The 13,169-nt window shown below is 58.9% G+C and carries 13 protein-coding genes; all 13 read right to left on the bottom strand.

All coding sequences use genetic code 11. From position 1 onward, the window contains the following. The 13 genes from JZX89_RS02235 to JZX89_RS02175 all read right to left on the bottom strand — a co-directional run bounded on the left by JZX89_RS02235 (position 1) and on the right by JZX89_RS02175 (position 13,136). Complete coding sequence (locus tag JZX89_RS02235; RefSeq protein ID WP_188355885.1) at positions 1–873, bottom strand: LpxI family protein; 873 nt, start codon at positions 871–873, stop codon at positions 1–3. Between the two features lie 3 nt (positions 874–876). Then, a complete protein-coding gene (lpxA, locus tag JZX89_RS02230) occupies positions 877–1,692 on the bottom strand; it encodes an acyl-ACP--UDP-N-acetylglucosamine O-acyltransferase (protein WP_153513642.1) in 816 nt (271 codons plus the stop codon). Then, positions 1,689–2,156, bottom strand: a complete 468-nt coding sequence (fabZ, locus tag JZX89_RS02225) for a 3-hydroxyacyl-ACP dehydratase FabZ (RefSeq protein WP_149897672.1) — start codon at positions 2,154–2,156, stop codon at positions 1,689–1,691. The genes lpxA and fabZ overlap by 4 nt, the downstream gene beginning before the upstream one ends. Then, positions 2,149–3,216, bottom strand: coding sequence for a UDP-3-O-(3-hydroxymyristoyl)glucosamine N-acyltransferase (gene lpxD, locus JZX89_RS02220; RefSeq protein WP_207132931.1), 1,068 nt, complete (start codon positions 3,214–3,216; stop codon positions 2,149–2,151). Before lpxD ends, fabZ begins: the two co-directional genes overlap by 8 nt. A gap of 49 nt (positions 3,217–3,265) precedes the next feature. Continuing rightward, the gene (gene bamA / locus JZX89_RS02215; protein WP_149897674.1) at positions 3,266–5,590 is read right to left on the bottom strand and encodes an outer membrane protein assembly factor BamA; all 2,325 of its coding nucleotides are present in this window, start codon (positions 5,588–5,590) and stop codon (positions 3,266–3,268) included. A gap of 199 nt (positions 5,591–5,789) precedes the next feature. Then, positions 5,790–6,911 carry an RIP metalloprotease RseP gene (gene rseP / locus JZX89_RS02210; RefSeq protein ID WP_174373110.1) on the bottom strand — a complete coding sequence of 374 codons (1,122 nt, stop codon included), beginning with the start codon at positions 6,909–6,911 and terminating at the stop codon, positions 5,790–5,792. Between the two features lie 49 nt (positions 6,912–6,960). Beyond that, positions 6,961–7,794, bottom strand: a complete 834-nt coding sequence (locus JZX89_RS02205) for a phosphatidate cytidylyltransferase (protein ID WP_149897676.1) — start codon at positions 7,792–7,794, stop codon at positions 6,961–6,963. Further along, on the bottom strand, positions 7,794–8,537 hold the full coding sequence (locus JZX89_RS02200) for an isoprenyl transferase (RefSeq protein ID WP_046800233.1): 744 nt from the start codon (positions 8,535–8,537) through the stop codon (positions 7,794–7,796). Before JZX89_RS02200 ends, JZX89_RS02205 begins: the two co-directional genes overlap by 1 nt. A gap of 64 nt (positions 8,538–8,601) precedes the next feature. Beyond that, positions 8,602–9,159 carry a ribosome recycling factor gene (gene frr, locus JZX89_RS02195; protein ID WP_149897678.1) on the bottom strand — a complete coding sequence of 186 codons (558 nt, stop codon included), beginning with the start codon at positions 9,157–9,159 and terminating at the stop codon, positions 8,602–8,604. Between the two features lie 66 nt (positions 9,160–9,225). Further along, positions 9,226–9,948, bottom strand: coding sequence for a UMP kinase (gene pyrH, locus JZX89_RS02190; RefSeq protein WP_045018801.1), 723 nt, complete (start codon positions 9,946–9,948; stop codon positions 9,226–9,228). Positions 9,949–10,045: 97 nt separating this feature from the next. After that, positions 10,046–10,972, bottom strand: coding sequence for a translation elongation factor Ts (gene tsf / locus JZX89_RS02185; RefSeq protein ID WP_149897679.1), 927 nt, complete (start codon positions 10,970–10,972; stop codon positions 10,046–10,048). A gap of 362 nt (positions 10,973–11,334) precedes the next feature. Further along, positions 11,335–12,102, bottom strand: coding sequence for a 30S ribosomal protein S2 (gene rpsB / locus JZX89_RS02180; RefSeq protein WP_149897680.1), 768 nt, complete (start codon positions 12,100–12,102; stop codon positions 11,335–11,337). Between the two features lie 191 nt (positions 12,103–12,293). Continuing rightward, positions 12,294–13,136, bottom strand: a complete 843-nt coding sequence (locus JZX89_RS02175) for a cell envelope integrity EipB family protein (protein ID WP_149897681.1) — start codon at positions 13,134–13,136, stop codon at positions 12,294–12,296. Between the last annotated feature and the right edge of the window lie 33 nt (positions 13,137–13,169).

Raw genomic sequence — 13,169 nt, 5'->3', positions numbered from 1 at the left:
TCATCTCTCCCCGATCATATCACCACCGAGTGACGTATCGATGCCGCAGACAAATATGCCCGCCTGATCGGCGGCTTTCAACATCTCGTCGCGGTCAAGCACCAGCGCCCGTCCCGCTTCGACAGCGATGCCCGCCAGTCCGGCTTTCTGCGCATTCTCCACGGTTTCGATGCCGATGGTCGGCAGGTCGGCGCGGATATCCTGTTGCGGCTTGCAAAGCTTCACCAGCACACCCTTGCGGCGGGGCGATATGCGGCCCTCGGCGCGCAGTGCCGCAACACGTGCCAGCATGGCATCGGTGCCCTCGACGCCTTCCAGCGCAACGATGCGGCCACCGACGGAGACAGCCCCCTGCCCGACATCGAGCGTGCCGAGCGCAAGTGCCGCCTCAGCCGCCTTGTAGATATCGCGCAGGTCTTCGTCTGTGGGTTTCTGTGCACCCAAAGTGCCTGTCGTGGCAAGCAGGCCGGGTGCAATCTCGTGGGCGCCGATGACCTTTGCGCCAAGCGTCCCGATGACCTTGATCACCATCTGCAACACGGCGTCATCACCGCCCGACAGCAACGTGCGGACGATGGAGGGCAGTTTCAGGACGATTCCGACCGTCGGGCGGATTTCCCGCCATTCCGGCCGTCGCGCCACGGCGCCGGAAAGCACGACGCGGTCCACCCGGTTTTCACGCAGCAAACGGCCGAGCCCTGCCACGTCGCCCACGCTGATGACGGCATTGTCGAAGCCGCTCCAGTCGAAGCTGGAATCATCGCGCAGGCGCACGATGAAGGGATTTTCACCCATCTCGCGGGCGGCGGCCGCCACATAAAGCGGCAGCTGGCCGCTGCCGGCCACGATGGCGAGACGCCCGCCGCCTGTCACGGCTCACTTGCCCCGGTTTGGTGAAGAGATCGGGCGGTCGCTGCCAGCACCGATGAAGTCGATGACTTCAAGGGCCTGTGGGCAATCCAGATAGTCATTGCGGTCGATTGCCGCCGCATTGCCGCGGATCGTGCCTTCAGCCTCGAAAACCTGCTTGAAGACGCGCCGGACCTTGTGAATATCCGCCCGTTCAATGCCGGCACGTGTCATGCCGACCACATTGAGGCCGCCGAGAATGCCGGGGTTGCCGTTCAACATGCCATAGGGAATGACGTCGTAGTTAACCGCCGACAGCCCGCCGATGAAGGCCTGACGGCCGATGCGGGTAAACTGGTGCACGGCGCAGCCGCCGCCAAGAATAGCGCGGTCTTCGATAGTCACATGACCCGCCAGCATCACATTATTCGACAGGACGATATGGTTGCCGAGGAGGCAATCATGCGCCACATGCGAATTGGCGAGGAACAGATTGTCGTCGCCGACAATGGTTTTGCCGCCACCATCAGAACTGCCGGCATTCATCGTCACGCCTTCGCGCATGATGCAGCGTTCGCCGATCTCGAGCGTCGTTTCCGACCCATCGTGACGAATCGCCTGCGGCGTGCCGCCGATGACCGCCATGGGATGGATGACTGATCCACGGCCGACAACGGTCAAGCCGGAAACGACAGCATGATTGTGCAATATGACATCGTCGTGCAACGTGACCTTTGCACCGACATAGCTGAGCGCGCCGATGACAACATTTTCACCGATAACCGCGCCGTCTTCGACAATGGCGGTCGGGTGAATTCTGGCCGAGGCGGCGATCTTGCTCATTGCTGGTCCTCGGGGATCATCATCGCACCGACATCGGCTTCCGCCACCAGCGCGCCTTCCACCTTCGCCTCACAATGGAATTTAAAGACATTGCCGCGCTGGCGCTGCTTGACGACGTGGATTTCCAGACGATCGCCGGGGATCACGGGTTTGCGAAAACGCGCATTGTCGATTGTCATGAAATAGACGAGGTGACCACCCTCGCCCTGACTGCGAGCGCATATCGCACCAGCCGTCTGGGCCATGGCCTCAACGATCAGAACACCCGGCATGATCGGCCGGTCCGGGAAATGGCCGGTAAAATGCGGTTCGTTGACCGTGACATTCTTGATGCCGGTCGCCGAGTTGTTACCATCGATATCGATGATCTTGTCGATCAACAAGAATGGGTAACGATGCGGCAGAAGCTTCATGACTTCCAGAATGTCAGCCGCGCCGAGCGTCGTCTTCGTTTCTTCAGTCATTGTTTTTCTCTCCTGTTTTTTTATCACGCGCTTCAGCGCGTGCCAGAATTTCGGCCATGTCGCGCAGGAAATATTTCATCGGACGCGCAGGCGTTCCGCCGTAACGGGCGCCGGCCGGAACATCGGCGACCACACCGCTCATTGCTGCGATCTGCACCCCGTCACCAATAGTGATATGGCCATTGACGCCCGCCGCGCCGCCGATCATCACGCCATCGCCGATGCGGGTGCTGCCGGCAATGCCGACCTTGCTGACGATGCCGCAATGGCGGCCGATGCGAACGTTGTGGCCGATCTGGACCTGATTGTCGATCTTGGTGCCTTCGCCGATGACGGTATCATCCATCGTGCCGCGATCGATCGTGGTATTGGCCCCGATCTCGACATTGTCCTGAATGATGACCCGGCCGATCTGCACGATTTTCAGCATGCCGCGCGGACCGGGGGCATAACCGAAACCGTCTTGACCGATGCGTGCACCATTATGGATAATCACATTGTTGCCGATGAGGGCCACAAGAATGCTCGCGCCACCGGCAATGGTGCAATCACGCCCCACCTGCACGTCAGGGCCGATGATGACGCCCGGACCGATCCTTGTACCCGCACCAATATGAGCGCCAGCGCCGATCACGGCGAGCGGCTCAACGATCACGCCGGCCTCCAGCTTCGCCGATGGGTCGACATGGGCAGCCGGAGAAATCTCGGCCTCCATCGGCGCAATCGTCGCGGGACGCATGGCGGACGGATGCAACAAGGCACCCACCTGCGCAAAAAGCGTATGCGGATTTTTCGATATCAGTGCCGGAATGTGAGGCGGAAGCATATCCGCCAGCGCCGCGTCGCAAATGACGGCACCAGCCTCGCAGCTCTGCAACTCGTCACGGTTCTTGCGGGTGAGAATGTAGCAGAGCTGATCGGGTTTTGCGCGGTAGACCGGCGCGACGGACCTGATGATCCGCTCTCCTGCTGTCTCATCAGACAGTTCCGCCCCAAAACGGTCCGCGATGTCTTTCAATCGCAGTCCCTCGTGGGGCGGAAAAAAGGCGTTGTATTCCATTAGCCGGACACTCCAGAACGTTCAAAGTTGCAGTTCTGGACTGCCGATATCAGAAAGTGTTGGACATGCCAAACCGGAAACGCTGTTCCTCGTCATAGTCTTCCTTGGCGATCGGCACCGCGTAGTCGACGCGGATCGGACCGAAGGGCGATGCCCACATCACGCCGATACCAGCGGATGCACGGATGGAGTTGTCATCCTTTACACCAGTGCTGTTGGCGACCTTGTTGCCGTAAAGCGTACCGGCATCGACGAAACCAGCCAGACGCAGGCCGAAATCTTCCGGAACACCAGGCATCGGGGCGGTGACTTCAGCAGAAGCTGCGAAGTAGGTCGTGCCGCCGATGGAGTCGGAACCGATGCGCGGGCCGATACCGTCGTTCTTGAAGCCGCGAACCTGACGGCCGCCGAACTTGAACTGATCGAATACCAGCAGATTGTCACCAGTCGGAACAACATGACCCGCCTGACCGGTGAGCGAGCCGATAACATCGTACTCATCCGACAGCGTGTAATAGAAGCGCGCCTTGGCGTAGATCTTGTAATATTCGGAATCGCCGCCGAGACCTGCAAATTCGTTCGTCAGGGCAGCCTGCCAGCCTTCGCGCGGCATGTTGCGATCATCGAGCGTATTGTAGTTCAGCGTGTTGGAGATGATGGACTGCGTCCAGTCACCACCACGGATCAGAGCCTTGTAGGGCTCGGCAAGATTGCTGCCGGTTTCCCAATCGCCTTCGCCATCATAATTGATCTGCTTGTAGGTATACTTGAACGTCGTCGAGAGGTCTTCGGTGATCGGCGCGGTCACGCGCAGCGAGAAGCCCTGCTCGTCGTAATCGTAATAGTCTTCGCTGCGGCTCTGGCTCTTGAACAGATCGAAACCTGCGGCGAGGCGATAGCCGAGGAAATAGGGCTCGGTGAAGGACAGCGTGTAGGTACGCGCGTCGTCTTCACCCGCACCGGCGGCGAGACGAATATACTGGCCACGACCGAGGAAGTTCTTTTCTTCGATGGAAGCTTCAAGCAGAACGCCGTCGTTCTGCGAGTAACCAGCACCAATACCGAACGAACCCGTCGACTGGTCCTCAACATCGACAACGATCACGACGCGGTCAGGCGCGCTGCCGCCGGCGGTCGAGATGTTGACCTTCGAGAAATAACCCAGCGCTTCGAGCCGACGCTTTGCCGCCGTGATGATCGTCTGGTTGAAAGCATCGCCTTCGGAAATATCGAATTCGCGGCGGATAACGTAATCACGCGTGCGGGTGTTGCCGCGGATTTCGATACGCTCGACATAAGCGCGCTCGCCCTGATCGACGATATAGGTCACACCGATGGTGTTGCCGGACATGTCGCGGTCGCCGCGCGGCGTTACGCGGGCGAAAGGATAACCTTCGCCGGCGACGCGCTTGGAAATCGCTTCCATGCTCTGCTGAACTTCCTTGGCGCTGTAGCTGGCGCCCTGGCGGGTTTCAACGAGGCCCTGCAATTCAGAACCGTCAACACCCGGAACAGTCGATTCGACGGCGACGTTGCCGAAGTCGTATTTCTTGCCTTCATCCACCGTGATGGAGATGGTGTATTCGTTCTTGGACTCGTCCAGTACAGCGTCGGACGACACGACCCGGAAGTCGGCATAGCCGCGGTTGTAATAGAACTGGCGCAGCGCCTCTTCGTCAGCGCGCAGCTTGTCCTCGTTATAGACGTCCTTACGTGTCAGGAACGACAGCATGTTGGACTTCTTGGTATTGATGACGGCGGCCAGACGACCGTCGCTATAGGAATTGTTGCCGACGAAATCGATGCGGCCAATCTTGGTACGCTCACCTTCGTTGATGACGAAAGCGATGTTCACACGGCCCTGACCGACGGAAACGGTCTGCGTGGTGATTTCGACGTCACTGCGGCCGATTGCGGCATAAGCTTCCTTGATGCGGGCAATATCCGCCGTCACGATAGCCTGATTGAACGGGCCGAGCGACTGGGTCTGCACGATGCCGACAAGCTTGTCGTCCTTGATCTTGCGGTTACCGTTGAAGACCACCTGGTTGACCAGCTGGTTCTCATTGACGGTCACGACCAGCGTGCTGCCGGAAACGCGCATGGAGACATTCGAGAAGTAACCGGTGGCGTAAAGACGCTTCACCGATTCATCGATATCCGAATTGGAAAAGTTCTTACCCGGCGCAATGGTGATGTTGGAACGCACGGAGTCCGCACCGGACCTCTCGGCCCCGCGAACATCGATCTTGCTGATAACGGCTGCGTTTGCAGCACCAGCAGAGGCAAGCACGCCAAGGCCCGCAACCGAAGAAACACCAGCAGACAGCGCAACCGCCGACACAGCGTTCAAAAATCTTGAACCAGCCTTCATTTCAAATCTTACCTTTTTACGTTGTCCCTCAGCGGGCGGAACCCGACTCCGGCCATGTGCGTCGTTTTACCTGCTTTTCCCCTACAAGCAAGTCAGAACGTTAAATTCTGTTTACTTCGTGATCCAGAGTGGCTCATTCGCCACTTCGGCATAAAAACAAGGTAAACAAGCCCCTAACAAAACCGTTAAAACACAATCCTCAGCCAATCAAGCTGCTGATATCATTCCATGTTGCAAAAACCATAAGACCCAGAATCATTGCCATACCAATACGGAACGCTACTTCCTGCGCGCCGACGCCAAGCGGCCTGCCGCGGATGGCCTCGATGGCGTAAAACACCAGGTGCCCGCCGTCCAGAACCGGGACAGGCATCAGGTTCAGAAGGCCGATCGACACGGAAAGCACGGCGGCGAGCTGGATCACGGCCGAAATGCCAAGTGTCGCCATCTGGCCGGATGCCTGCGCCACGCGGACGGGGCCGCCGAGCTGATCGGCATTCATGCGCCCGGTCACGAGATTGCCGATATAGTTGAAGGTGCCGGTGATGACGTGGCCCGTTTCGCGCACGCCTTCCATCAGCGCCTGCGTCGGCGAATATTCAATATGGCGGAAATTGCCGCTGGTCTGGTCGGTGACGATGCCGATGATGCCCATTTCCAGCTTGTTGCCGAACTGGTCCGTGGTTTCGGTGCGGGTCGGAACCATCGGCAGCTTCAGTTCCTCGCCCGCCCTTTCGACAGTCACGGTGATCGGCGTGCCCGGCCGGATGCCGACATAACGGCGGACATCCTCGAAGGTCACGACTTTTTCGCTGTCGATTGCCACCAGACGGTCACCCGGGCGCACGCCGGCGGCTGCAGCGGCGCTGTTTTCACGCACCGAGGCCACGATCGGATCGGAGATCATCCGGCCATAAACACCGAACAGGACCGCGAAGATGAGAATCGCCAGAATGAAGTTGGCTATGGGACCGGCGGCCACCGTCGCCGCCCTTTTCCAGAGCTTTGCACCGGAAAGCGTCTGCGCCCTCTCCTCCAGCGACATATGCGACAGGCCGGAACTATCCGGCTTGCTCGCTGCATCTTCGTCGCCGAAGAACTTGACGTAGCCGCCGAGCGGGATTGCGGAAATCTTCCATCTCGTGCCGTGCCGGTCGGTAAAGCCGATCAGTTCCGGGCCGAAACCGATGGAAAAGGCTGTCGAGCGGATGCCGCTCCAGCGGCCGACGAGATAGTGGCCCATTTCATGGACAAAAACGAGCAGTGACAGCACCAGGACGAAGGGCACGATGTAGCCGGTCAGAAAACCGGTCGCCGCCATTACTGTGTTCATGACAATGTGCCCTTTATATCGTGACCTTTCGCGCCGCTTAGAAGCCCGGCAACAGACCGCCGCCCGATCCGGGCACGTCGCCTGTCGCTGCCGCATGCACGAAAGCAATGAGGAATACCGTAAAGCAGGCAAAAACAAGACCGTCAACACGGTCCATGAAGCCGCCATGGCCCGGGATGAGATGGCTGGAATCCTTGACCTGAAAACGCCGTTTCACGAAGGATTCAAAAAGATCGCCGATCTGGCTGAAGACCGAGAGGATAAGCGCAAGCCCAAGTATCAGCAGGCTGATCCTGCCGTGATAGGCGAGCGACACCACGCCGCCGCCGATCAACGCAGCCACGGCCCCACCGATGGCGCCAGACCAGGTCTTGCCGGGCGAGATCGCCGGCGCAAGCTTTGGTCCGCCAATGGCGCGCCCGACGAAATAAGCCAGAATATCCGTCGACCAGACAACGGCGAAAATGAACAGGATAGAAACGAAGCCGGTCAACTCATCGCCACGAATGGCAGCCAGCGAAATGCCGCTGAGACCAGCATAAATGATGCCGCCCACCAGCCACCAGTTCTTGCCGCGCAGGACAGGGAAAAGTGCGGCTGTCAGCGTAAAACCTGACAGTAGCGGCAGATCAAGCGAGGGTTCGCCAAAAATCGTGTTGCCGGCGATGACGGCGACCGCAAACCAGCCCCAGGCATTGCCGGTGGAGTTGGTTTCGGACAGCCGGGTAACCGTCGACCATTCATAATAGATGAGGATCGCCAGAAGGCCGGCCACGATACGGAACAGGATGCCGCCATACCAGGTGGCGGCCAATATGACCGCCGCCATGACGATTGCGGAGACGATCCGCAGTCTGAGTTCACGGCTCATCAGGCGCCTGCCACGGCAACCTGCTCGGCGATGGCGCCGAAGCGGCGATTACGCGTTGCATATTGCTCGATTGCGGAAAAGAACAGCTGCCGGTCGAAGTCTGGCCAATATTCGGGAACGAACAGGAACTCGGAATAGGCCGCCTGCCAGAGCAGGAAGTTCGACAGGCGCTCTTCGCCGCTGGTGCGGATGATGAGATCCGGATCCGGCATTCCGCACGTATCAAGTCTCGCCGAAATCATCTCCGGCGTGATCGATGCGGCATCCAGCCGACCTTCGGCGACATCGCGGGCGATCGCCATCGTCGCGCGGGTAATCTCGTCACGGCTGCCGTAATTGAAGGCAATCACCAGCGTCAGCTTGGTGTTATCAGCCGTCATCTGCTCGGCTTCTTCGAGAAGAGAGCGGATGTCGTTCTTCAGCCCCTGCCGGTCGCCGATAATGCGCACGCGGACATTTTCACGATGCAGCTCCGCAAGGTCGCGCCGGATGAAGGCCTTCAGAAGCCCCATCAGATCGCTCACCTCGGATTCGGGCCTGCGCCAGTTTTCCGAGGAGAAGGCGAAAAGCGTGAGATAGCTGATGCCGCAGTCGCCGGCCGCACGCACAGTCTCGCGCACGGCCTCAACCCCGCGGCGATGCCCCATCACGCGCGGGAGACCGCGCTGTTTTGCCCAACGCCCATTTCCATCCATGATGATGGCGACGTGCTCGGGTATTGAGGAACGTGTCGTCGTCGGCATATCGATCCATTAACAGGCAGTGCGGAATTAAAACGAATAAAATACAGGGCTATCGCAAGCGATATCACACCTGCATGATTTCCCTTTCCTTCTCGCCAAGCAAGCGTTCAATATCGGAAATCGTGTCGTCGGTCATTTTCTGGACCTTTTCAGACTGTCCACGGCTCTCGTCCTGACCGATGTCACCGTCCTTTTCGGCTTTTTTCAGGCCGTCCATGCCATCGCGACGCACATGGCGAATCGCCACCTTGGCTTTTTCGGCATAGTCGTGGGCCACCTTGACGAGCGATTTGCGGCGCTCTTCGTTGAGTTCAGGCAGCGGAATTCTCAAGTTCTGACCATCGACGATCGGGTTGAGGCCGAGATTGGATTCGCGAATGGCGCGGTCGACGGCGTTGACCATCGACTTGTCCCAGATGTTGACGCCAAGCATGCGCGGCTCAGGAACCGTGATGTTGGCAACCTGATTGAGCGGCACGCGCGAGCCATAGGCTTCAATGGTCACCGGATCGAGAATATTGGCCGAAGCACGGCCGGTGCGCAGCGATGCAATATCGCTCTTGAATGCATTGATGGCGCCATCCATGCGGCGCTTGATATCGTTGAGGTCAATACCACTCATCTAGATACTCCATCTCTATCGGCCTTTCCGGCCGTAATTCGCCCCAGGGGCGGCGTCTTTTCTTGATTACTTGTCGTGCACGATGGTCTTGCGACCACCGCCGGTCAATATCTGTGCGAAACCGCCCTTCTCGTGGATCGAGAAGACAATGATCGGGATATGGTTTTCGCGGGCAAGCGCCACAGCGGCGATATCCATGACCGCCAGCCCCTTGCCGAGAACTTCGCTGTGGGTCAGCTCGTCGAAACGGGTGGCCGTCGGGTCCTTCTTGGGATCGGCGGAATAGATGCCGTCCACCTGGGTGCCCTTGAAGATCGCCTCGGCACCCATTTCGGCGGCACGCAGCGCTGCGGCGGAATCGGTGGTGAAGAAGGGGTTGCCCGTGCCGCCGGCAAAAATCACCACGCGGCCCTGCGCGAGGTGGTGAAGGGCCGCACGCTGCGAGAAGCTCTCACAGATCTCGGGCATGGCGATTGCGGAGAGAACGACGGTGTCGATGCTGAGCTTGCGCAGCGAGGTTGCCAGCGCCAGCGCGTTGATGATGGTTGCCAGCATGCCCATATGGTCGCCGGTAACCCGGTCGCCGCCCTTGGAGGCCACGGCCACGCCGCGGAAAATATTGCCTCCGCCGACGACGACGCCGACTTCAACACCCATCGCCCTCGCTTCGGCAATATCGGAGGCGATCCGGTCGGCCACCGCCACATCGATACCGAAACCCTGATCACCCATGAGGGCTTCACCGGAAGCCTTGAGAAGAACACGTTTGTAGATCGGCTTGGAAGACATCATGACTCCTCGGAAATGTAACCGAAACGCGGATACACGAAGGGCACCGCGTTGTCACGCGATGCCCTCCCGTTTTCCCAAGATTGGGTAAATATAATCAGCCCTTGGCGACTGCGGCGACTTCTGCTGCGAAATCGCTTTCTTCCTTCTCGACGCCTTCGCCGAGCAGCAGGCGAACCATGCCCGTCACTTCGATGGCGGCGCCAGCTTCCTTTTCGGCTTCCTTGACGGCAGCACCGACAGTGATGTCGGGGTTGATGACGAAAGCCTGCGACAGAAGGGCGACCTCTTCGAAGAACTTGCGCATGCGGCCATCAACCATCTTTTCGATGATGGCTTCCGGCTTGCCGGATTCGCGGGCCTGTTCGATGAAGACGTTGCGTTCGCGCTCGGCAACAGCGGCATCGACTTCTTCCGAGCGGATGGCGAGCGGGTTGGTCGCAGCAATGTGCATGGCGACCTGGCGGCCAATGGAGTTCAGAACGGCCTTGTCGCCAACCGACTTCAGGGCAACCAAAACGCCGAGCTTGCCGATGCCGTCGCCGGCAGCGTTGTGGATGTAGGTCGCGACAACGCCGTGCTCGACTTCGAGCGCAGCCGAACGACGCAGCGTCATGTTTTCGCCGATGGTGGCGATCGCGTCCTTGATGCTGTCGGAAACGGACTTTCCGGTCGCCGGGTAGGTTGCGGCGCCAACAGCCTCAACGGTGCCGTTGGTGGAGAGAGCGACCTGGGCGATACCACGGATGAGGTCCTGGAACGCGTCGTTACGGGCAACGAAGTCGGTCTCGGAGTTGAGTTCGACAACAACAGCCTTGTGACCCATGGTGGCGACGCCGATCAGACCTTCGGCAGCCGTGCGGCCGGACTTCTTGTCAGCCTTTGCGATGCCCTTGGCGCGCAGCCAGTCGATCGCCGCTTCCATGTCGCCATTGGTCTCAGCAAGAGCCTTCTTGCAGTCCATCATGCCTGCGCCGGATTTCTCGCGCAGTTCCTTCACCATTGCGGCTGTGATTTCGGTCATTGTTTGCCTCTTATCGGTTCGATCGGTCAGCCGGCTGAATTCGCCGTGCCGAAGTTCTGGGTGATGAGTGTACCCGGCCGCACACCCTTTGAAACCGGAGAGGATTTCAGGAAAGGGGCATGCGCATTCCCAAGTGCTGCGGCGTCTCCATACATCGAAATGATGGGTGCCGTCGAAGTGTGACAGCGTTATGAAGGCGGTCACCGCATTTCAACCACATCGAACGCCAAGCCTTCACCGAAGACCCGACGGAGCGGTATGAAACGAACAAGGCCGTCAACCCACTGAAGGTCTTTGACGGCCTTGTCATATCCTTATCGAGGAGACGGCGATTAAGAAATCGCCGCCTGACAGGGCCTTTATCAGGCGCCAGCCTCGTCTTCGAGCGCGGGCTCGATCGGAGCTTCTTCCGAAGCGCCGATGTCGCGGCCGGAAGCGCCCTGCTGACGTGCGATACCGTCGATGGCAGCGCGGGCGATCAGGTCGCAATAAAGCGAGATGGCGCGCGATGCGTCGTCGTTACCGGGGATCGGGTAATCGATGTGATCCGGGTCGCAGTTGCTGTCGATGATCGCAACGACCGGAATGCCAAGACGCTTGGCTTCTTCGATCGCGATCTTTTCCTTGTTGGTGTCGATGATGAACATCAGGTCCGGAACGCCGCCCATATCGCGGATACCGCCGAGAGCCTTTTCAAGCTTTTCGCGCTCGCGCTCAAGGTTCAGGCGTTCCTTCTTGGAATAGCCGGAGCCTTCCGAATTCAGGATTTCGTCAACCTTGCGCAGACGCTGGATCGAGTTGGAAATCGTCTTCCAGTTGGTCATCATGCCGCCGAGCCAGCGGGAGTTGACGTAATACTGGGCCGAACGCTTTGCGCTGTCGGCGATGATTTCGGACGCCTGACGCTTGGTGCCGACGAACAGAACGCGGCCGCCACGAGCAACGGTGTCGGACACGACCTGAAGGGCGCGCGACAGCATCGGAACGGTCTGAGCCAAGTCGATGATGTGGATGTTGTTACGGTCGCCGAAGATGTACGGCTTCATCTTCGGGTTCCAGCGATGCGTCTGGTGGCCGAAGTGAATGCCAGCTTCCAGAAGCTGACGCATAGAAAAATCGGGCAATGCCATGCCTAGTTACTCCTTTTCCGGTTTAACCCCCGCGAAGCAAACAGCGCCGTTTTATCGGCACCACCGGGCGGAACGGACCGGATTTCTCCCGGAACATCCCAAGCTTCGCGTGTGGAATGGTGAGGCGCATACAATCGCCCCAGATAAAAAGCAAGCTTTTATGCAAAAAAACCGCGCGAACAGCCCGCCTTTCAGCGAACCGGCTTGTTTTCGCAGGTTCCGGGCTTGAGAATATCAAGCTTCGCCAGTTTGCCGGTCAGAACAAAATCGCCGTAATCCATGGTCAGATCGCGGGTGATTCCGTTTTCGTAAAGCTTGAAGGACATGCGGTAGATCGGTAGCGAATCCGTTCCCGTCTTGTCGTTGTAATAGGCGATAGTGACAGGCCAGAATGCGGCTTTGGCGAAATCACCCGCCTTGCCGGCATCCGCGTCGCCATCCTTCGGCATCTGCGACTTGCCGACCAGCGTCGAGGTGATCAGGCTTTCATCGCCATCATCGGAACCGTCGAAAATCCGGGATTCGAAGATGCGCTTTCCCTGTTTCGCATGTTCGATGACCTGAAACATATGCTGCGTCGGGAATTCGCTGGCGACGAGACTGACCTGACGGGCATCGGGCCTCGTCAAATCGACCTTGACGCCGTCGGTGTTGTCGATTGCCGCCCCCTGCACTTCCTTGTCCAGCTTGTCGTCGGTGTAGGACTTGGTCTCGAAGGTAAACTTCTTCGCAGCCAGATCCTCGAAGGTCGTGGTCTGCTGGTCGGTCATGCGCACCGCGTCGCCGGTGTTGATCTGCGTCACGAAACGGAAATCCGTCTTATAACCCTGGCAGGCCGAGCCGGTGAATTCATAGACCATGCGGCCCGTCATGCCCTCGATGCCGGAGCGATCGGACGCATCCTTGAGTTCGAGATCGTAGACGGCGCGATGGGCGACGAGGTCCGGAACCGCCACCGGCAAGGCATTGGCGGCGTTTGACAGGCCGGTCATAAGCCCTGTTGCGGCAACAAAACCAAGCGTCCTGACAAACATGCAATATCTCCTGTTGGACTCGCTGCTCATATT

The organism is Agrobacterium burrii (genome assembly GCF_017313405.1).
Lineage (GTDB): Bacteria > Pseudomonadota > Alphaproteobacteria > Rhizobiales > Rhizobiaceae > Agrobacterium > Agrobacterium burrii.
This window is presented reverse-complemented; position numbering and strand designations above follow the sequence as displayed.

What these genes read in the sequence shown, in the direction of transcription:
- lpxA (WP_153513642.1), bottom strand. Translation starts at nt 1,692, where the DNA reads ATGAGCAAGATCGCCGCCTCGGCCAGAATTCACCCGACCGCCATTGTC.
- fabZ (WP_149897672.1), bottom strand. Translation starts at nt 2,156, where the DNA reads ATGACTGAAGAAACGAAGACGACGCTCGGCGCGGCTGACATTCTGGAA.
- lpxD (WP_207132931.1), bottom strand. Translation starts at nt 3,216, where the DNA reads ATGGAATACAACGCCTTTTTTCCGCCCCACGAGGGACTGCGATTGAAA.
- bamA (WP_149897674.1), bottom strand. Translation starts at nt 5,590, where the DNA reads ATGAAGGCTGGTTCAAGATTTTTGAACGCTGTGTCGGCGGTTGCGCTG.
- rseP (WP_174373110.1), bottom strand. Translation starts at nt 6,911, where the DNA reads ATGGCGGCGACCGGTTTTCTGACCGGCTACATCGTGCCCTTCGTCCTG.
- JZX89_RS02205 (WP_149897676.1), bottom strand. Translation starts at nt 7,794, where the DNA reads ATGAGCCGTGAACTCAGACTGCGGATCGTCTCCGCAATCGTCATGGCG.
- JZX89_RS02200 (WP_046800233.1), bottom strand. Translation starts at nt 8,537, where the DNA reads ATGCCGACGACGACACGTTCCTCAATACCCGAGCACGTCGCCATCATC.
- frr (WP_149897678.1), bottom strand. Translation starts at nt 9,159, where the DNA reads ATGAGTGGTATTGACCTCAACGATATCAAGCGCCGCATGGATGGCGCC.
- pyrH (WP_045018801.1), bottom strand. Translation starts at nt 9,948, where the DNA reads ATGTCTTCCAAGCCGATCTACAAACGTGTTCTTCTCAAGGCTTCCGGT.
- tsf (WP_149897679.1), bottom strand. Translation starts at nt 10,972, where the DNA reads ATGACCGAAATCACAGCCGCAATGGTGAAGGAACTGCGCGAGAAATCC.
- rpsB (WP_149897680.1), bottom strand. Translation starts at nt 12,102, where the DNA reads ATGGCATTGCCCGATTTTTCTATGCGTCAGCTTCTGGAAGCTGGCATT.
- JZX89_RS02175 (WP_149897681.1), bottom strand. Translation starts at nt 13,136, where the DNA reads ATGTTTGTCAGGACGCTTGGTTTTGTTGCCGCAACAGGGCTTATGACC.